This window comes from Corallococcus sp. CA041A (assembly GCF_003612075.1).
Lineage (GTDB): Bacteria > Myxococcota > Myxococcia > Myxococcales > Myxococcaceae > Corallococcus > Corallococcus exiguus.
Map to the genome: position 1 here is coordinate 1 of NZ_RAWF01000119.1, position 19,036 is coordinate 19,036.

A 19,036-nucleotide genomic window follows, 5' to 3' on the forward strand; every position below is an offset into this window, starting at 1 on the left:
GCCCCGGGCGCCACGCCCCCCGTGGGCCCGGTGGAGACGGGGCTCCTGGCCCAATTGGCCCCGGCCGTGGTGCCCCAGGTGCACTGGCTACCCGGGGGTGGCGCGGTGCGGATCCTCGAAGGAGGGCCTCCCGAGGGCGCCCGCTCCACGGTCGTCTTCCTCCACGGACGTGGGAACGCGGCGACCCACTGGTTCCCGTACCTGACGGTGCTGGCCCGGCACCACCGGGTGCTGGCCCTGGACCTGCCCGGTTTCGGTCAGTCCACCCCGGCGGACGTGCACGTGAAGACCGCGGAGGACGCGGTGCGCTTCTTCACGGCGCCCGTGGAGGAGGCGCTGGGAATGGTGGCGCCGGGGCCGGTGTCGGTGGTCGGCCACTCGCTGGGCGGACTGGTGGCGCTGGAGCTCACGCTGCGCGGCACGGTGCCGGTGGAGCGGCTGGTGCTGGTGGACGCGATGGGGCTGGGTCCTGAGATGCCTCGCGCCTCGCGCCTGTTCTTCCGCGCGGGGCCGGAGCGGCTGGCGCGCAACCTGGGCCCCTGGGCGATGGCCCGGATGCTGCCGCCACCTCCCACGCCGCTGGGAGAGAAGCTGGGTCAGCTGGGCTACGAGCTGTTGAGCGTGCCCGGCGGGAGGCCCGAAGCCGCGCAGGCCTTCAACGCGCTGGTGCCGCTGACGGGTCCGCTGTTCCACCGCCGCGAGCGGCTGGGCGAAGTGAAGGTCCCCGTGCTGCTCATCTGGGGCGAGCGAGATGAGACGCTGCCCGTCACACTGGCGGATGAGGCCGCGCGCGGGCTTCCCCAGGCCCGGGTGGTGCGCGTGGCCTGCGGACACAGTCCGCAGCTGGAGCATCCCGAGCGCGTGCTCCCCGAGCTGAAGGCCTTCCTCGGCAATGAATGACAATCACCCGCCAGCGCGGCGGCCTGGCGTGCGATACTGAGCGCCAGCCGCTCGGGCCGCGCGAGCGCTTTGGGGGAAGAGGGGCATCCACATGAATCGGGAATGGAAGTCTTTCAAGCGCGTGGCGCTGCTGGGCGGGGTGTTGGCGCTGGGGGCGTGCAGCAGCAAGCAATACGGGGATGCGTCGCCCACGGAGGAACCGCAGGTCTTCCAGGGCGAAGGGACCGTCAGCAAGACGGAGCCGGGCCAGCTGCGGTTCACCCTCCGGGCCGACCGCCTCTACCGGTTCGACTGCACGCCCCTCGGCATGCTGGGCTGCAAGGCGCAGCTGCGCGACGGGGCGACGATGGAGCCCATCGGGGCGCCCTGGTCCTCCGGGACGGTGCAGCACCTCACCTTCTTCTGGAAGCAGGCCACCGCCGGGGACGTGGTGCTGGACATCCAGTCCGGTTCGGAGGAGCCGTCCGCGGGTGCCTTCACCTACGAGCTCCGGGAGACCCGGGATGACGCGGGTGACACCTGGGACCAGGCGGTCGTCCAGCCCGTCACCGACAAGCAGGGGGCGTTCAACGGGTTCCTGGAGCATGCCGAAGACGTGGACCAATGGCGGCTCGGTATTCCCGCCAACCACACCCTGGCGGCGGGGTGCACGGGGCCAACGGACAGCGTCGCGCCGGCCTTCGAGCTGATCCTCCCGGAGGGGACCTCCCTGAGCGCGGACCGCGCGGCGTGGTTCCAGAGCCTGGGCATCCGCTTCCTGGCCGTGAAGAGCACGGGGGGTGGCGCCATCGACCTGCGCGTCCGCGCGAGCGGGGACTACGGGGCCCACTCCGTGCCCTACACGTGCACCGTCCAGGACGTGGGCGTGGATGACCACGGGGACATCCCGTCCGAGGCCACCGTCGTGACGGTCCCCGCCCAGCTGAGCGTCCATTTCAACTACAGCTCGGACGTGGACGTGCTGGCCGTGGACCTGATGGAGGGCCATGCCTACCAGTTGCTGACGGTCAGCGCGCAGGGCGCTCCCCCCTTCCATGCCGGGACCACGGTGGTGAACGCGCAGGACACGCAGCGGTGGCCGAAGCTGGTCAGCGACGACAAGGGCGCCACCTTCACCGCGCCCACCACTGGTCGGTACTTCCTCGCGCTCGAGAGAGCCTGGGACGGCGGCATCTGGAAGTGGGAGGTCCCGAAAACCTTCACGTACAAGATCACCGACGTCACCCCGTAGGTGCCTTTCCGGGCGCGGAGGGCCGGGACATTCCCCGGCCCTCACGTCAGGCAGTACAGTCCCCGGCCGTGCCGAAAGACTTCCTCGACCTTGAGGCGACGCCGGAGCGGCTGCACGCGCTGGTGGACGCCGGAATCCTGAGACCGGACGCGTACGGGCGCGCGCTGCACCTGGCGGTCGCCTCGCCGTCGCGGCCCGCGTGGCGTGCGTTCCTGTCCACGACGTTGATGGCCCTGGGCTCGCTGCTGGTGCTGGCGGGCGTGGTGTACTTCTTCGCCTTCAACTGGGCGGAGCTGGGGCGCTTCTCGAAGCTGGGCCTCATCTGCCTGGGCATGGCCGGGGCGGCGGTGGGCGCCTGGCGCCTGGGCGACCGGCCGGCGGGCCAGTTCGCGCTGCTCGCGGCCGCGGTGCTGGTGGGCCCGCTGCTCGCCGTGTACGGGCAGACCTACCAGACGGGCGCGGATCCGTATGAGCTGTTCATCGGCTGGGGCCTGCTCATCCTGCCGTGGGTGGCGCTGGCGCGCTTCACGCCGCTGTGGATGCTCCAGCTCGTGCTGGTCAACACGGGCGTCATCCTCTTCTGGGGCCAGCGCATGACGCGCTTCGGCTCCTACGAGGCAAGACTCGCGCTGGTGCTGGGGCTGCTCAACGGGTTCGCCTGGGCGACCTACGAGCACTTCGCCAACCAGAAGGTCTCCTGGCTCCAGGGGCGGTGGATGCCTCGCGTGCTGTCCATCATGACGCTGCTGCCGCTGGTGACCCTGGGCATCCTGTTCATCGTGAGCAGGCACGACCGGTCGCTCGAGGCCGGCTTGTCCCTGCCGCTGGTGCTGGGAGCGCTGGTCGCCATCTACGCCCTGCACCGGCACCTGCACGGAGAGCTGTTCCTGCTCACCATGGGCGCGCTGAGCCTCATCACGCTCGTCACGACGGCGGTGGGCTACTTCCTCCTGGAGGTGACACGCGCCGACGAGTTCACCCTCTTCATCCTGCCCCTGGTGATCATCGGCGAGGTGGGCCTGGCGGTGTACTGGCTGCGCCACGAGTCGCAGGCCACCGGCGTTTCGGAGGAGACCTGATCATGGCCCTGCGACCGACGATTCAAGACGTGCTGGCGGGGCTCAAGAGCGAGGGCCACGTGGACGCGGGGGTGGACGCGCGAGCCCGCACCGCCCTGGAGATCCGCCAGAAGACGCTGGGTGCCTCACCCTGGTTCGTGAAGGCGCTGGCCGGCGGTGGCGCGTGGCTGGCCGCCGCCTTCATGCTCAGCTTCTTCGCCTGCGTGGGCCTCTGGAAGGAGGAGGTGGCGCTCACCGGCATGGGCCTCCTGATCACGGTGGCGGCGGTGCTGCTGCGCCGGACCGCCCAGGGCCCCTTCCTGGAGCAGCTCGCCCTGGCCCTGTGCATGGCGGGCGTGGGCGCGTTCCTCGTGGGGCTGGCGCAGCTGGACCAGGGCACCCTCACCATCGCGTTCGCGGGGGCGGTGGCGTCTGTCGCGCTGCTCGCCGTGTACCCGGACCTCATCCTCTACTTCCTGGCGACGGTGGGCCTCTGCGTGTCCGTGGGCGTGTTCGCGCTCGATGCAGTGGGGGGCTCGGGCGTGGACGTGTGGATGCTCATGGGCGCCGCCGCGCTCTCCGGCACCCTGCTCTTCGAACCGGTGCTGCGGCGCGGGAAGCTGGGCGCTCGCGTGGGGCCCATCGCCTTCGCGCTCGCGTGCGCCGTGCCCGGGTGGCTGCTGTTCCGCAGCTTCGAGAACTCGCAGGAGGGCTTCCACTACGTCTTCCGCTTCGAGAGTGGGTTCGTGCCGAGCGCGTACCTCTCCATCGCGCTGGCGCTCCTCCTGGCGTGGACGGGGTGGCAGGTGCTGCGCGAGCTGGGGCTGGCCCAGGAGCAGCGCGTCTGGATTCCCGCGGCCGGCGCGCTCGTGCTGCTCACGGTGATGACGCTGAACACGCCGGGCGTGCTGGTGGCGGTGCAGATGCTGACGCTCGGCTTCCACCGCCGCAGCCGCGTGATGCTGGGGCTGGCGGTGGCGTTCCTGCTGACGTTCGGCGCGTACTACTACTACGACCTGCACATCACGCTGCTGGCCAAGGCGCTCGCGCTCAAGGGCAGCGGCCTGGTGCTGCTGGGCGTGCGGCAGTTCTTCCTGCGGCGGCAGCCCGCCGTCCTCACGGAGGCCCGATGAAACGCGGCGCCGTCATCTTCGGTGGGCTCGCGCTCGTGTTCGTCGCGCTCGCCTTCCTCGTCGTGCAGAAGGAGACCGTGCTCGCGCGGGGGCAGCCCGTGCTGCTGCGGCTGGCTCCGGTGGACCCGCGCTCGCTCATCCAGGGCGACTACATGGTGCTCGACTACGCCATCAACCAGGGCTGGCGCGAGGGCCGCGAGCAGCCCCAGGAGGACGGCAACGTGGTGCTGCGCCTGGACGAGCACGACGTGGGCGAGTTCGTGCGCTACGAGACGCAGGCGGGCACCTCGCTCGCGCCCGGCGAGGTGCGCCTGCGCTTCCGCATCCGCAACTCCCAGATGCGCCTGGGCGCGGAGGCCTTCTTCTTCCAGGAGGGCCACGCGGAGCGCTACGCGAAGGCGCGCTACGGCGAGCTGCGGGTGACGGACAACGGCACCAGCGTGCTCGTGGGCCTGCGCGACGAGAACTACCAGCCGCTGGGCAGCGCCATCCACTGAAGGCGCGCCCCTGGCGTCAGTCCGCGTCCTCGTTCTCCAGCAGGTCGGAGAACGGGGAGCCCCCCTCGCCCAGCGCCTTGTAGAGGCCGTCCACCTTCTCCAGCTCGCGCTTGAGCGCCTTGTGGTGGTTGCGGTTCTTCACCAGGCTTTCGCGGCCCAGCATCCGGAAGGCCTCGTCGCGGCCCATCTGGCGGATGGCCGTGCCCAGCACCAGCCCGCGGAAGCCGTCCGCGTAGTCCAGGTCCAGCGGCGTGCTGCGCCTGCGCGCCTCACCGACGAAGGCCTGCGCCGCGGCCCGCAGCGCTTCCGGCAGCGGACGGCCGCTGCTGGGGGACTGCTCGTAGTCCAGCGCGCGCGCCACGTGCTTCTCGTGGAGCACCAGGTCGCCCGTGCCGGCCGCGTGCTCCACCATCGCCAGCGTGTACGCACGCCGCACGATGTTGTCGAGCTGCCGCAGGTTGCCCGGCCACGAGCTGGTGGTCAGCAGCACCTCCGCCTCCTGCGCCAGCCGCGCGGAACCCTCCGGCATCCGCTCGCGGTGACGGCGGTTCACCATGTACCGCGCCCAGAGGGGAATCTCGTCCTGGCGGTCCTGCAGGGGCGGCATGCGCACCGGCAGCACGTTCACGCGGTAGTACAGGTCCTCGCGGAAGCGGCCGGCGCGCACCTGCGCGTGCAGGTCCGCGTTGGTGCCGATGATGAAGCGCACGTCCGCGAGCTTCTCGCCGGTGCCCTCGCCCAGCGGCCGGTAGCTGCGCGACTCCAGCAGGTGCAGCAGGCCCGCCTGCGCCTTCAGCGACAGCTTGTCGATTTCGTCGATGAACAGCGTGCCGCCGTCCGAGCGGGCCACCACGCCCGGCGCGTCGCGCACCGCGCCGGTGAAGGCGCCCTTCTTCCAGCCGAAGAGTTCCGCCATCTGGAGGTCCTCCGGCACCGTCACCAGGTCCAGCGTCTCGAAGGGCTTGCCCCGGCGGCCGGAGCGCTCATGGCACCAGCGCGCCAGGCGCGACTTGCCCGCACCCGTGGCCCCGCTCACGAGGATGGTCTCGTCCTGGAGCGCGAAGGTCCGGAGGATGGGCAGGAGCTCCGCCATGGAGCGGCCCACCACGGGGAGGAACTCGTCCACCTCCGGCGTGGCCACCGGCCGCTGCGGCAGCGCGGTGAGGTACGGCGCGGCGATGTCCGTGAGCAGCTGGAGCAGGTCTCCGGCGTCGCGCCAGACGAACTCCTGCCCCATGGCGGCCAGGCAGTCCGCCTCTAGCGAAATCATGCCCTCCATGCCCGCGGGCGTGCGCAGGGGCAGCACGCACACGTGCGTCGCGTGGCGCCCCAGGAAGCGCTGCTTGCTCTCGTTGCTGTGGAAGCCCGCGAGGCCCGGGTCGCCCGTCACCGGAGCATCCGGCGCGTGCGGCTGCACCGTGCCGATGTTCACGTCGATGGACACCGCGCACCGGTGCTCCACCACCGCGCGCCAGGCCGTGGCGGAGGTGAAGAAGGGCATCTCGACGCCCGCGTCCGTCACTTCGCGCGCGCCTACGTCCAGCGCCGCCAGCCGGCGGTACGCTTCGCCAGGACGCAGGTGAACGATGCCGCGCAGGACCCGGGCCCGGCCCGCGTAGCGGCTGGCCGCCACCGCGGCGTCCGCCACGGCCAGCATCCGGCGCAACGTCGCCGCCGCCGCCGTTTCAAAGTCCCTGGAATCCCTGAGCGCAGCCATGAGCTGCGCCAACTCGTCTTGCATCCCCATCGCCTCCCGTGCGGAAGCCGCGCCACCGCCGACCGGCGAAGCCGTCCAAAAAGCAGACGCGGACTCTATCGGAGATGACGGGGAGGTGCGGATTCAGATGGAGAGCGCGGAAGGAGCGGCCCCTCCTTCCGCGCTCCGGGTGCATCTGGATGCGGTACACGCCGTTGCCGGCGTATGGGCGGGACGCATTGCGGATGCCGTGCCAACAGGGTGAGTCCAATGATTTCGCGGGGTCACGATGAACATCCCGCTCAACCTGCGTCCCGCTGGAACGCGAGCGCGTCCGGACAGGACGCAAACCCTGACGTTTGAGCCCCAATGCCTGACGGACCGCGCCTTCTGAACGGGCGGGCAGCCGGGTCATTCCATACCAGTCAGGCCTTGGAGGACGTGTCCCGCTTCAGCACGAAGACGCGGTCCAGGCGCGGGCTGCCGCGGCCCACGGGCGAGTCCAGGTCGTAGTCGAAGTCGAACGTGGCCGCGACGCGCAGGCCGGACTTGCGGAACAGGCGCTTCACCTGGGCCTCGTCGTACGTGCGGAAGAACCACGTCGTCTCGATGAGCCAGTCCTTGTCCGGGCCGGTGACGCGCAGGCGGTTGCGCATGGGCGAGCGGCGCAGGCGCTGCTCCGGCAGGCCCTCGTGCGTGTTGCACACGACCTTGTCCGCGCCCACCTGCCCCACCCAGCGCTCGTGCTCAGGGCCGGAGCGCGCGTAGTCCGTGAGGTGGAAGCCCAGCACGTAGATGCCGTCCGGCTTGAGCAGGCGGCGGGTGCCGGTGAGGTGCTCCACCGCGGCCTTCTCGCTGTCCAGGTAGCGGAAGGTGGAGACCAGCGTGTGGGCCAGGTCCACGCGGCCTTCCAGCGCCGGGTCGAAGAAGTCCTCCATGCGCGCCTGGGACAGCTTCACGCGGCGGCGCTCCGTGGGGGACAGGCGCTTGCGCGCGTGCGCGAGCATGGCCTCCGACAAGTCATAGCCCGCGACCTTCAGGCCCCGGCTCGCGGCCTCCTCCACCAGCCGGCCCGCGCCGCACGCGGGCTCCAGCCACTGGTTGCCTCCCGTGCCGAAGCGCCGGCTCAACTCCTGGAGGAAGTCCGCCTCGCGCACGGTGTCCGTGCCGAAGATGGCCTCGTAGTACTCCGGGTGCTCGTACCAGTCCTTGCGTCGTTCCATGGTGCCGTCAGTGCTCCGTGTGTCCCAGGACGCGCGCGAGCACGAACATCACCAGCAACCCGGCTGCCAATGCCACCAGGTTGCGCCCGGGCTTGTCCCTGCCGTGCTTGTTCACGTGCGGCAGCAGGTCCGACACGGCGATGTAGAGGAAGGTGCCGGCGGAGAAGGCCAGGGCCTTGGGCGCCAGCGACTGGAAGCTCAGCACCGCGTCGAAGCCGAAGTAGAGCACCGCGCCCACCGGCACCATCAGGCCATACAGCGCGGTGTACGCCAGGATGGTGCCGCGCTTCTTGCCCTCCGCCTGGAGGATGGACGCGAGCGACAGCGACGAGGGAATCTTGTGCGCGGTGATGGCCAGCAGCGCCATGGCGCCCACGCCCTCCTTCACCGAGGAGCCCAGCGCGATGCCGTCGAAGAGCGTGTGCGTGGACAGGCCCAGGAACGCGCTGAGGCCCAGCGCGTGGCCGTGCACGTGCTCCGCGCAGTCTGGCGGCTCCTCGCAGGCGTGGGCCACGAGGTAGCGCTCCAGCACCAGCACGAAGAGGAAGCCCATGGGCACGAGCGCGAAGGCCCACCAGCCGCCGCCCTCGTACGCCTCCGGGAGCATGTGGAAGAAGGCCGCGCCGAACATCACGCCCGCCGCGAAGGCCAGGAACGTCACGAGCCGCGTGGAGCGGTCATTGAAGATGACCACGCCCGCCCCGGCCAGCGCGCTCGCCACGACGATGAAGGAGTACAGGAGGACTTCGGCTACGACCGGCGACATGGGGCGCGCACCCTACTCCCAAAACGACGCCGTCAGTAGCTTCGCACCACCAGCACCTCCACCCGTCCCGGCTTCACCTCCACCAGGTGAGTGGTGGGCCGGCCCGGTGCATCCACCTGGACGGTGTGCTTTCCCGGAGGAAGCCGGAAGCGCGCCACCTGGAACTCCGCCGGCAGTGAAAGCCAGGAGCGCAGGTCCGCCTGGTTGCCCGCGTTGAGGACCAGGAAGGTGAGCACGCCCAGCTCCTTGCTCTTCGTGAGCGCGCCCACGCCCGCGGCCACGCCCGCCTTCGCCACCGCGCCCGCGAGCTGCTTCGCCAGCATGCGGCCAATGCGGTCGTTCAGGTGCACCTGGGCCACGCGCGACAGCGACGTCACCGTCACTGCCTGCTCCGCCTGGTTCTCCACCGATACGCGCACTGGCGGTGTGCCGCCGCGGTCCTGGTACACGGGCACTTCAATCAGGTCCCCGGAGTCGCCGTAGTCGCGCGATGCCCGCTCCTTCTGCGGCGACAGGCCCGCCTCCACCACCACGACGAGCTGCCCTTCACCGGGGCCCACCGCGCCGTGCGCCACGTTCGGGAACTTCTGGGAGAGCGTCTCGTAGGCGTCGTCACGGCCCGTCTTCTTCGCCAGCCGCAACAGGGGCTCCACCAGCCCGCCCAGCCGGGGCTCCAGCTCATACGCCTTCATGTAGTCGATGAAGGCCGAGTCCCATTCGCGCTGGTCCTCGTACAGCACGCCGCCCAGGTAGCGCGCGATGGCGAGCTGCTCGTACGGCTTCTTCTCCTCGGTGATCATCTTCTCGATGCGCTCGTTGACCCGGCGGACCTCCACGAGCGCGTCCTCGTCGCGGTTCAGCTCCGCGTAGTTGAGCGCCTGGAGGACGGAGATCATCAGCTTCTCGAAGTCCTCCCCGCGGTAGGCGCGGCGCCGCTCATTGCTGAGCAGCACCCCGGCCTCTTCGCTCACGGAGGTGATGTCCAGCTGCGACATGAGGTCATCCGCCTGGGCCAGCACCTTCGTGCTCTCCTCCCACTGCCCGGCCGCGTGCAGCACCATGCCCTTGTCCAACAGCAACAGGAGCTGGTCGCGCTCGGGGGCCTCCTTCTGCTCGCCGTCCAGCTCACTCAGGGCGCGCTGATAGTCAGAGGACTGGTACGCGGAGCGCGCGGAGGCCGTGCGCGCCACGTAGTCGCTGGCGCAGCCCGTGCCCAGGACGCTCAGGGCGCTCATGGCCACGATGAACAACAGGCCCCAACGCCCCCCCGCCGGGGAAGCGGCGGGGACGCGCGGGGCCTGGGATGCGATGTCGGGGAGGTTGGCCACGGCGGACGGCTACCAGCTCACGCCCTGCTTCTCGAACTTCTTGCGGATCTGCTTCTCGTCCGTCCACGCGATGGTGCCGGTGCGCACGTCGTTCAGCTTCGCCGTCATCTTGTAATAGACGAGCTTGTCGCGGCCGACCTCCTGGATGATGGAGGCGAGGTCGCCCGTCATCAGGAAGTCCACCGACGCCTGCTGGCCCGGGGCCTTGGCGGCGTTCGGGTTCACGTAGCCGGACTGCTGGTACTCGTACTCCTCCGCGATGTCCTGGCGAGCCTGCTGGTCCACCAGCGCGAAGCGGCCCGTCTGCGCGAGCGCCGTCTGGATCTTGTCCCCCAGCGAGCGCATGTCGATGTGCTCACTGGTGCTGTTGCGCAGCTTGCCCACGAGGACGATGGGCAGGGCCGCGCCCTGCGGCGGGGCTTGAGCGAAGCGCGGGGCGTTGGCGAGCGACTCGGCCATCTTCTTCGCGATGAGCTGCAGGTCGTTCTCGTTGAAGCGGTCGCCCAGCATCTCGATGGTGTTGGGGTCCTCGTAGGTGCCGCGCGTGAAGGCGCGGGAGCCTCCACAGCCGGCGAGCGACACGGCGACGAGGGCGGACAGCAACAGGCGGCGGGTGTTCATGGTCGGGTCGACTCCTAGTTCCATTCGCATTCGAAGCGGCTGCCTTCGAAGTTCCACTTGTAGGCAAGCACCGCGTCGCGGCGGTAGCCGGCCGTCAGGCGGCAGAGGCTCTGCAAGGACGCGCGCGGATAGTCGAAGGTGTACGTCTGCGCCTTCGCGCGCTCCTGCGGGGTGAGCTGAGAGGGGTGCGTGAGCGTGGGGCTGGCGCTGGCGGCCACCATCACTCGGTGCGCGCCGTACGTCTTGAGCGGCACGTGGCCCGCGAGCTGGATGCGGCGCACGGTGCGCGCCACCATGATGTCGCTGCGGTCCACCATGGTCTCGTGGCTGTTGCGGCGCTGCAGCAGCTCCGGGAGGTTCGCGGAGAACACGCGGGTGATGTCCCCGTCGTCCACGAAGAAGTAGAGGAACGCCTCGCGCGCGGTGCGGCTCTCCCCGGTGAAGTCCAGCGTCACCAGGATGTCCAGCTGCCGGTTGGGAGCCAGGCCGTGGCGCGACACCGCCGCCAGCACCGTCTTGTCCACGCCCGCCTTCTTCAGGCGGATGAGGCCGTCCGCGCTCGCGTCACAGGCGCAGCGGCGCTCTTCAATCATCTTCACCAGCTGCGCGGGCTCGAAGCCGGCCTGCGACAGCTTGGTCAGCTCCTCATCGGTGAGCGGGAGCTGGTCCGACCGCTCATAGATGCGCGGCAGCTGGTTCGGGTCCCACTGGATGATGTTGTAGGTCTGCACGTCCCCCGACGGGAACGGCAGTGCCACGGACGGCGAGGCGGCGCGAGGCGCCTGGGCCGTGGTCAACGCGACAGCGGCGGCGAGCAGTTGAGCGATCATGGCGTTTGCGTCAGAACCGGTATCCGACGTTCATGAACAACCGGTTCGTGACTCCTCCTCCCCCGATGGGGATGTCCGGCGAGTAGTGCAGTCCCATGAGCACGCGGTCGCGGCGGTCCAGGAAGATCTCCGCGCCCACCTGCGGCGAGATGGCGAAGCGCAGGCCCTCGCCCTCCGGGATGACGATGGCGCCCGCCTTGAGGCCGAGGGTGAAGGACACCGGCCAGCCCCAGCTGCGGAAGGTGGGGCCCACGTTGCCGATGAAGCGCCCGCCGTCGAAGACGTAGCCGCCGCTGACGTCCAGGCGGTACCAGTCATCGCCCCAGAGGGACACGGTGGCGCCCACGAACAGCGGCGGACCTTCCGGCGCGCCCGGGGGGTTCTCACCGGAGTTGATGGCCGCGCCCCAGTCGAACTGGAGCGACACGCCCCGGCGGTTGTCGCCGTAGCCTCCCGTGCCGTACTCCGACTCTTCAGGCCCGTCGGTGCGGCCCCGCTCCTGGGCGCTCGCGGTGAGCGGCGCGGCGACGGCCAGGAGCGCCAGGGCTCCGCACAAGGTGACAGGACGCTTCATCTGTTGGACTCCCCAGCTTGGGTGCGAATGCTCTTACGGGCGTCTTACGCCGCGTGGGTCGACATATTCATCGCGCGGCGAGCGTCCGTGCAAGTGCCCGTTTTCCCTGGGGCTCTCACAGGCGCTCTTCTTCAGGACCGGGGCTCCGGAGCGCCCTGGGTGGCCTCCTCCTGGTCATCCCGGGAGGGCGGGGGCTGCGCGGGGCGGGATTCGCTACGCACCATGGGCAGCCAGTGGGGCTTCGAGCGCAGGAAGACGACCAGCCGCTCGCGCACGAGGAAGCGCAGGTCGCCCAGCTTGCTGGAGTTGGCCGCGCTCACCAGGGCGCGCACGGTGAGGGTCTTGTCCATCACGTCGAAGACGACCAGCGTCTTCACCCGGCCATCCCACAGGGCCTTGCCCTCGTTGGCGAGGATGCGGTCCAGCTCCGCGCGCAGCGCGTCGATGTCCGCCATGTAGTCCACCTGGAGGATGACGGTGCCCATGATCTCCGGGCTCCCCTTGCTCCAGTTCTGGAACGGCTTGTCCAGGAACTGGTTGATGGGGATGACCATGCGCCGCTGGTCCCAGATGCGCAGCACGACGTACGTGAGGGTGATCTCCTCCACCGTGCCGAACTCGCCCTCCACCAGCACGTTGTCGCCAATGCTGACGGGCTGGGTGATGGACAGCTGGATGCCGGCGAGCAGCGAGGACAGCGACTTCTGCGCGGCGAGACCGATGGCGAGGCCGGCGATACCGGCGGAGGCCAGCAGCGACACGCCCACGTTGCGCACCACCTCGAACTGCATGAGCAGCAGCGCGGCGGCGATGACGTAGGTGGCCACCTCGAAGACGGCGCGCAGCACGGCCAGCTGCGTGCGCAGCGAGCGCGCGCGGGGGTGGACGCTGGACTCGGAGGTGACGCGGCTCTGGACGTAGGCCTCCGACACGCGGAGGAAGCGCAGGATGAACCACGCCACCGCGACGATGGTGAGCGAGTAGGCCACCCGGTCGCTCAGCAGCTTCAGCTTGGGAGGCAGGAGCAGGAACGAGGTGCCCAGCGCCAGGAGGATGGCGAAGAAGGGCAGCCGCAGAGGCCCCCGGCCCGCGCTGACAATCTGGTCGTCCCAGGAGATGCGCGTCCAGCGCGCCACCCGCAGCGCGGCGGCCAGCAGGAGCTTCTCCAGGAGATAGGAGAGGATCCACGCGCTCAGGAGCGTCGCCACGAGCCCCAGCCACTGCCACGGCTCCAGCCCCAGCACCGTGCGGTCGAAGAAGACGGCAGGGAGCGTTTCGGTGAGCAGCGGGCCGTACTCCTCGAAGAGCGGGTCCACCATCTTCACGGTGGACTCCGCCACCACCCAGATGGGCGTGCCATCCACGGTGAAGCGCTGCAGCCGGATGGGCACGCTCTCGCCCTTGAGCGGGATGGCCCCCAGCGATGCGAAGCGTGAATTGGGGGGCTCGCCCTCCGGCGTCTTCGGCAGGGCGGACGTGTCCACCGACAGCTCGCGGTCCAGGACGAACTTCAGCTTCCGCGACAGCTGGGCGCCCTGCGCGCGCTGCTCGTCAACTGGCAGGTGGTCCAGGTAGAGGTAGTGGGCGGCGCGGGCGTACTCCCCGCGATGCACCGCGTCCAGGAAGCCCTGCGCCGTGGCGCGCGGCGACGTGCGGTCCAGGTCCTGGGGGACCTGCCCCAGGCCGTTGTTGAGGGCCAGGACGGGGAGGCCCCCGAGGACGCACCCCAGGAGAAGGAGGGCCACCAGGACCCGGGAGGCATGGCGCTTCATGGGCGCCTCCATACTCCGTGTGCGGTCGGTTGTCCGGGAAAGACGGTGGGTGTTTCCGAGCCCGCCCGGCCGCTGGGAAGCCCGGGGTCGGGGACAGAAAACCCGTGCTGGAACGCAACACGGGAAAGCATTGGTGCGCCGCTGGGTGGTGGGCTAGAACCGACCCCCAAGGAAGGTCGCCGTGTCCGAAGAGAAGCGAAGAATCCTCCTCATTGACGACAGCGAGATCACCCTCGCCATGGAGAAGGCTGTCCTGGAGGCCCGGGGCTATGAGGTCGTGGCCACCTCCACGCTCATGGAGTTTGAGAAAACGCTTCAGAGCTGGCGGCCGGATCTCATCCTCACGGACATCCACATGCCCGAGGCGAAGGGCACGGACATCTGCCGCACGCTGAAGAACGAGTACAACACGCAGGACATCCCCATCGTGTTGTTCTCCAGCCTGCCGGACGACGAGCTGTCGAAGCTGGCCGAGCAGGTGGGCGCGGATGGCTCGCTCTCCAAGGTGAATGGCCTGGAGGCGATGGGCGAGAAGATCGACGAACTGGTGCAGAGCATCCTCTGGTGATGACGATGCGCGCGGCCGTCCTCGCGGTGCTCGTGAGCGCGCTTCTCACCGGATGCAGACGCCAGGAGCCGCGCGCCCCGGAGAGCGGCGCGGGCAGTGCTCCCGGGCAGCAGCAAGCCTCCTCCCCTCCTCCCGCCGCGCCTCCGGGCGCCGTGCTGTTCATCTCCGCCGACACGCGTGGATACCTGGGCCCGTGCGGCTGCAGCGAGAACATGCGCGGCGGCATCGGCCGGGCGGCGTTCCAGGTGCAGCAGGCGCGTCAGGGCGGCCAGCCGGTGCTGTACATCGACGGCGGCAACAGCCTCTTCGGGGAGACGCACCTCAAGGCGGATCAGGTGCCGCAGGAGGAGCGCAAGGCGAAGGCGCTCGCGGACGCGTTCCGCACCATGGGCATCGCCGCGCGCGCCACGGGCGAGCTGGACGACACGCGAGGCGCGGCCTTCCGTCAGGGCCTGGGGCTGCCGGAGATTCCGACGGGCGGCGTGAAGGTGCTGGACGCCGGGACGCGCAAGGTGGGCGTGGTGGCGGCGGCTTCCGGCGAAGCGCTGGTGAAGGCGAGCCAGCAGGCGCGCGAGCAGGGCGCTGACTTCGTGGTGGGCCTGTTGGACCAGCCGCTGGAGGCCGCGCAGGCCGCCGCCGCGTTGCCGGGCCTGGCCGCGAACCTGGTGGTCGCCACGCACAGCGCCAGTGAGTTCTCCGCGGAGGAGAACCGGCTGGTGCGCTCCGACGTGCCGGTGGTGGCGGTGCAGAGCAAGGGACGCTCGCTCTTGCGCGTGGACCTGACGTACGCGCCGGCGAAGGGGCCCTTCACGCCGCAGCGCTCGCAGGGGGACGTGGAGCGGGAAGTGACGGCGCTGGAGCAGCGCATCGCGCTCCTGGACAAGGAGATCGCCCTGCCCGGCATCGACCCGAAGTTGAAGACGCTGAAGCAGGGCAAGCGCGACGAGCTCGCGGCGCGCAAGCAGGGCTTCCTCTCCGCGCCGCCCGCGCCGGCCGCGGACGTCAACGGCTTCGCGCTGCGCTTCCTGCCGCTGGAGTCGAACCTGCCCAGCGCGCCGGACACGCAGGCGCTGGTGAAGGCGTACGACGCGGACGTGGGCCAGCTGAACCTCGCGTGGGCGAAGGCGCACGGCCAGGACTGCCCTCTTCCGGAGAAGGGCCAGGCGGGCTTCGTCGGCAGTGCGGTGTGCGCGGACTGCCACCCGGACGCGACCGGAGTGTGGGAGCGCACGAAGCACCACCACGCGTGGGAGACGCTGGAAGAGGTGGGCAAGCAGCACCACCTCAACTGCGTGGGCTGTCACGTCACCGGCTGGCAGAAGCCCGGCGGCGTGTGCCGTCTGGACAAGGTAGCGGGCCGCGAGGACGTGGGCTGCGAGAGCTGCCACGGTCCGGGCTCCAAGCACGTGGACTCGCCGAGCCCCGCGACCATCGTGGGCAAGCCGGGACAGGCCGTGTGCGTCACCTGCCACAACACGGAGAACTCGCCGCACTTCGACTTCGCCACGTACCTGCCTCGCATCCTCGGCCCCGGCCATGGCGGAACGGGAAAGAGCGGGCAGGCAGGCGAGCCACCGGCGAAATAGGGTCGCTCGCTCCTACGGTGGGTGCTTCCCGAGGGCGTACCGGGCGACTTGTTGTTTGACTGTCAAGAAAGCTGGCGAATACTGCGGGCTTCGCCTGCTTCTGGGCGACCTCGCCTGGCGTTCCCATGCCGCTTTCTCTGCTCCTGCTTGCCCTGGCCTCGGTTCCCTCCTCGCAGGGCGTGGCGCCGTCACCGGTGCCGCCGCCCGGCGTGCGTGCGGTGCCCCCCTCGCAGGCCCCCTCGCTGACGGCGGACGGCAGCCTGGCCACGCCCCCTGCTCCCATGGAGGAAGGCGAGGAGACGGAGGAGGTGGAGAACGAGTCCGCCGAGTTGGAGGAGCTGCGCGCGCTGGAGGGCGCGACGTTGGACCCGGAGGCGAAGCCGAACGCGGAGATGATGCAGTCGCTGCGCCGGCTGGGCCTGACGAACCCGTTGCGGCTGCGAATGTTGGACGCGCTGGAGGAGCCCACCTTCCGCGAGGACGACACCGCCCCGCCGCTGGCGCGCATCACCGACCTGGCGAGCTTCGATATTTCGCAGGTGAAGGACCGCTACGACATCCCGGTCGACATGCAGCCGCGGGTGGCCGAGTACATCCAGTTCTTCCAGGGCCCCGGCCGCAAGTGGTTCCGCAAGTGGATGGCGCGCTCCACGCGCTACCTGCCGGTGATGCAGCCGATCCTGGAGTCGAAGGGCCTGCCCCGGGACACGGTGTACCTGGCGATGATTGAAAGCGGCTTCTCCGCGAACGCGTACTCGTGGGCGCACGCGGCCGGGCCGTGGCAGTTCATCTCCAGCACGGGCAAGCAGTACGGCCTCAAGCAGGACTTCTGGGTGGACGAGCGGCGTGACCCCATCAAGGCCACGCACGCGGCGGCGGCATACCTGAAGGACCTCTACGGCGAGCTGGGCCACTGGTACCTGGCGTGGGCGGGCTACAACACGGGCTCGTACCGGGTGCGCAAGATGGTGACGCGCTACGGGACGAACGACTTCTGGGTGCTGGCGGAGGAGCCCGGGCTGGCGAAGGAGACGAAGCACTACGTGCCCAAGCTCATCGCCGCGGCGCTGGTGGCGAAGAACCCCACCGCGTTCGGCTTCTCCGAGGAGGAGTTCCAGTACGAGTCCACGCTGGAATACGACGAGGTGAAGCTCACGGACGCGACCGACCTGGACGTGGTGGCGCGCTCGGCCGGGGTGAGCGTGGCGGACGTGCAGGAGCTGAACCCGGAGCTCAAGCGCTGGTGCACGCCTCCGGCGACGGCCTCGAAGCCCTACACCCTGAAGCTGCCGCGCGGCACCACGACGCTCTTCGCGGAGAACTTCAAGAAGCTGTCGCCCGCGGACCGGCTGACGTTCCGGGTGCACACGGTGAAGAAGGGCGACACGCTGTCGCAGATTGCCCAGAAGTACGGCACGGCGCCGGAGGCCATCCTCCAGATGAACCGGCTGAAGACCGCGCGGGTGCTGAAGGTGCGCTCGGAGCTGGTGATTCCGGTGCCGGCGAGCGGCCGGGGTGGCAGCGGTGACGCGGGCATCAGCGGCGCGCTGGCGTCGAAGGTGGCGCAGGCGCGGCGCAGCGGCGTGGTGGCGACGCGGCCGGAGGACGAGGTTCCGGCGGGCACGCCCCGGGGCCCCGTGGCGGCGGGTCCGGTGAAGACGGAGAAGGTGGATGGCAAGACGCGCGTGACGTACGGCGTGCAGGAGGGCGACAGCCTGTGGCTCATCGCCAACCGCTTCCAGGTGTCGGTGGACGACCTGAAGAAGTGGAACAACCTGCCCAAGCGCAACCGCACGCTGTCACTGGGCACGCTGCTCGCGGTGTGGCCGCCGGAGTCCAAGGGCGCGGCGCCGGCGAAGGTGGAGGAGCGCGGCGGCACCATCGTGGTGGCCACCGCCGTGGCGAGCCAGGCGCCCGTGGGCCCCAAGGGCAAGGTGCACACGCTGGCCGAGGGCGAGACGCTCTGGTCGGTGTCGCAGCGCTACAACGTGTCCGTCGAGGACATCATGAAGTGGAACCACATCAAGGACCACCGCACGGTCCCCACCGGCAAGCTGCTGTCGCTGAGCGCGCCGTAGCGGCACAGGGGCATGGCGCGACGGCCGGGACCTTGCAGTCCCCGGCGCCATGCTCGCATCCGCACTGCTTCGAGAGTCACCGCTTCTTCCCTCTGAAACGCCTGGCGCGAGCGAATCCGCGCCGGCCCTGTCCGTCCTGCCCCGTGGAGTCGAACGTCCGGGGGACAGGACGGTCTCCGGAGGCAACTCGCTGACGCGCTTCAGCGGGCCCGGTCCGGTACCGCGAGGGCTTTCCCTCGCCCCACCGTCCGACGGAGTGTCCGGCCCTGAGAAGCGCGCACGCGACATCGTGGCAGGAACGGCGGCAACCCTCGTCGCGCGAGCCGAAGAGGCGACGCGCGCGGTGACGGCTGGGGGCCTGGGCGTCATGGAGCCTCCGGTCGACTTCGCGGGCGCGGCGGTTCCGGAGGCAGGCGGACTGGAGCATCCGCGCTTCGCCGGGTCGCCTCAGCTCACGGAGGTGGCGTCCGGCGTGACGGTGCTGGGCGCAGGCTCGAAGGGAGACGGGCTTCGCGCGGTGCAGGGCGCGCTCATGGACATGGGGTTCGCGCTGTACGGCGGCGCGGACGGACGCTACGGCCCGGACACGGCCCGTGCGCTCCGCAACTTCCAGGTGCATGCCGGCCTGCGCTCCAGCGGCGTGCTCGACACCGCCACGCTGAAGGCCCTGGAGGCGCTCGCTCCGGCTCCGGGCTCACGGGGACAGTCGCGCGCCCTGCCCTCTTCGTTCTACGCGGGCCAGCCCGTGCGCGTGGTCATCGCGCTGCGCGAGCACCGTACGTTCCTCTTCGACCCGGAGGGGAAGCTCGTGGACATCTTCCCCAACGCGGTGGGCACCGCCGCCACGCCCACGCACCCTGGACTCAAGGTCGTCCGCGCGAAGTTGGATCAGGTGGCCACCGAGAACGCGGGCGCGCGGCTGTGGAACGACCGGCACGTGTTCGGCGCGCGGCTGCTGGACCTGTCCTGGGCGGATGGCCGTCGCAGCGGCGAGGAGCTGCATGGCACCAGCGCCCCCGCCCTGCTCGGGGGCGACGTGTCCCACGGCTGCATCCGTCACGCGAACGAGGACATCCTCGTCCTGCATGACGCGCTCGCCGTGGGCGACCGCATCGCGGTGGTGGAGACGCTCCAGGACCCGCACCTGGGCGTCCCCGTCACCGTGGGCTGACGAC

At 70.2% G+C, this 19,036-nt stretch carries 17 protein-coding genes; 9 read left to right on the top strand and 8 right to left on the bottom strand.

Annotation, left to right across the window (positions count from 1 at the left end; all coding sequences use genetic code 11):
- The first annotated feature begins 21 nt into the window (after positions 1-21).
- From D7V77_RS21550 to D7V77_RS21570, 5 genes are all read left to right on the top strand, one after another.
- The gene (locus tag D7V77_RS21550; protein WP_120578192.1) at positions 22-900 is read left to right on the top strand and encodes an alpha/beta fold hydrolase; all 879 of its coding nucleotides are present in this window, start codon (positions 22-24) and stop codon (positions 898-900) included.
- 91 nt (positions 901-991) lie between these two features.
- Complete coding sequence (locus D7V77_RS21555; RefSeq protein ID WP_120578173.1) at positions 992-2,131, top strand: hypothetical protein; 1,140 nt, start codon at positions 992-994, stop codon at positions 2,129-2,131.
- Positions 2,132-2,199: 68 nt separating this feature from the next.
- Positions 2,200-3,210: a DUF2157 domain-containing protein gene (locus D7V77_RS21560; protein ID WP_120578174.1), complete on the top strand. Its 1,011-nt coding sequence runs from the start codon at positions 2,200-2,202 to the stop codon at positions 3,208-3,210.
- A 2-nt stretch (positions 3,211-3,212) separates the two neighbouring features.
- A complete protein-coding gene (locus D7V77_RS21565; RefSeq protein ID WP_120578175.1) occupies positions 3,213-4,322 on the top strand; it encodes a DUF4401 domain-containing protein in 1,110 nt (369 codons plus the stop codon).
- The gene (locus tag D7V77_RS21570; protein WP_120578176.1) at positions 4,319-4,819 is read left to right on the top strand and encodes a GDYXXLXY domain-containing protein; all 501 of its coding nucleotides are present in this window, start codon (positions 4,319-4,321) and stop codon (positions 4,817-4,819) included. Before D7V77_RS21565 ends, D7V77_RS21570 begins: the two co-directional genes overlap by 4 nt.
- A gap of 16 nt (positions 4,820-4,835) precedes the next feature.
- Here the strand turns inward: D7V77_RS21570 and D7V77_RS21575 are convergent, their stop codons facing one another.
- From D7V77_RS21575 to D7V77_RS21610, 8 genes are all read right to left on the bottom strand, one after another.
- Positions 4,836-6,560 (bottom strand): sigma-54 dependent transcriptional regulator, encoded by a 1,725-nt coding sequence (locus D7V77_RS21575; RefSeq protein ID WP_120578177.1) that lies wholly within the window; start codon positions 6,558-6,560, stop codon positions 4,836-4,838.
- Between the two features lie 380 nt (positions 6,561-6,940).
- Complete coding sequence (locus tag D7V77_RS21580) at positions 6,941-7,738, bottom strand: bifunctional 2-polyprenyl-6-hydroxyphenol methylase/3-demethylubiquinol 3-O-methyltransferase UbiG (protein WP_120578178.1); 798 nt, start codon at positions 7,736-7,738, stop codon at positions 6,941-6,943.
- A 7-nt stretch (positions 7,739-7,745) separates the two neighbouring features.
- On the bottom strand, positions 7,746-8,504 hold the full coding sequence (locus D7V77_RS21585) for a ZIP family metal transporter (protein WP_120578179.1): 759 nt from the start codon (positions 8,502-8,504) through the stop codon (positions 7,746-7,748).
- A gap of 32 nt (positions 8,505-8,536) precedes the next feature.
- On the bottom strand, positions 8,537-9,832 hold the full coding sequence (locus D7V77_RS21590) for a COG3014 family protein (protein ID WP_233597143.1): 1,296 nt from the start codon (positions 9,830-9,832) through the stop codon (positions 8,537-8,539).
- A 9-nt stretch (positions 9,833-9,841) separates the two neighbouring features.
- A complete protein-coding gene (lpoB, locus tag D7V77_RS21595) occupies positions 9,842-10,453 on the bottom strand; it encodes a penicillin-binding protein activator LpoB (protein ID WP_120578180.1) in 612 nt (203 codons plus the stop codon).
- A 14-nt stretch (positions 10,454-10,467) separates the two neighbouring features.
- Entirely contained in the window at positions 10,468-11,283 is an 816-nt protein-coding gene (locus D7V77_RS21600) for a hypothetical protein (protein WP_120578181.1), read from the bottom strand.
- A gap of 10 nt (positions 11,284-11,293) precedes the next feature.
- On the bottom strand, positions 11,294-11,857 hold the full coding sequence (locus D7V77_RS21605; RefSeq protein ID WP_120578182.1) for a hypothetical protein: 564 nt from the start codon (positions 11,855-11,857) through the stop codon (positions 11,294-11,296).
- A 131-nt stretch (positions 11,858-11,988) separates the two neighbouring features.
- Positions 11,989-13,629, bottom strand: coding sequence for a mechanosensitive ion channel family protein (locus D7V77_RS21610; RefSeq protein WP_120578183.1), 1,641 nt, complete (start codon positions 13,627-13,629; stop codon positions 11,989-11,991).
- Between the two features lie 181 nt (positions 13,630-13,810).
- On the opposite strand from D7V77_RS21610, the gene D7V77_RS21615 reads away from it, so the two are divergent.
- From D7V77_RS21615 to D7V77_RS21630, 4 genes are all read left to right on the top strand, one after another.
- The gene (locus tag D7V77_RS21615; RefSeq protein WP_014398957.1) at positions 13,811-14,197 is read left to right on the top strand and encodes a PleD family two-component system response regulator; all 387 of its coding nucleotides are present in this window, start codon (positions 13,811-13,813) and stop codon (positions 14,195-14,197) included.
- Positions 14,198-14,202: 5 nt separating this feature from the next.
- Positions 14,203-15,783 carry a cytochrome c family protein gene (locus tag D7V77_RS21620; protein ID WP_120578194.1) on the top strand — a complete coding sequence of 527 codons (1,581 nt, stop codon included), beginning with the start codon at positions 14,203-14,205 and terminating at the stop codon, positions 15,781-15,783.
- Between the two features lie 125 nt (positions 15,784-15,908).
- Entirely contained in the window at positions 15,909-17,861 is a 1,953-nt protein-coding gene (locus tag D7V77_RS21625; protein ID WP_120578184.1) for a LysM peptidoglycan-binding domain-containing protein, read from the top strand.
- Between the two features lie 367 nt (positions 17,862-18,228).
- Positions 18,229-19,032 carry a L,D-transpeptidase family protein gene (locus tag D7V77_RS21630; RefSeq protein WP_120578195.1) on the top strand — a complete coding sequence of 268 codons (804 nt, stop codon included), beginning with the start codon at positions 18,229-18,231 and terminating at the stop codon, positions 19,030-19,032.
- Positions 19,033-19,036: the final 4 nt, after the last annotated feature.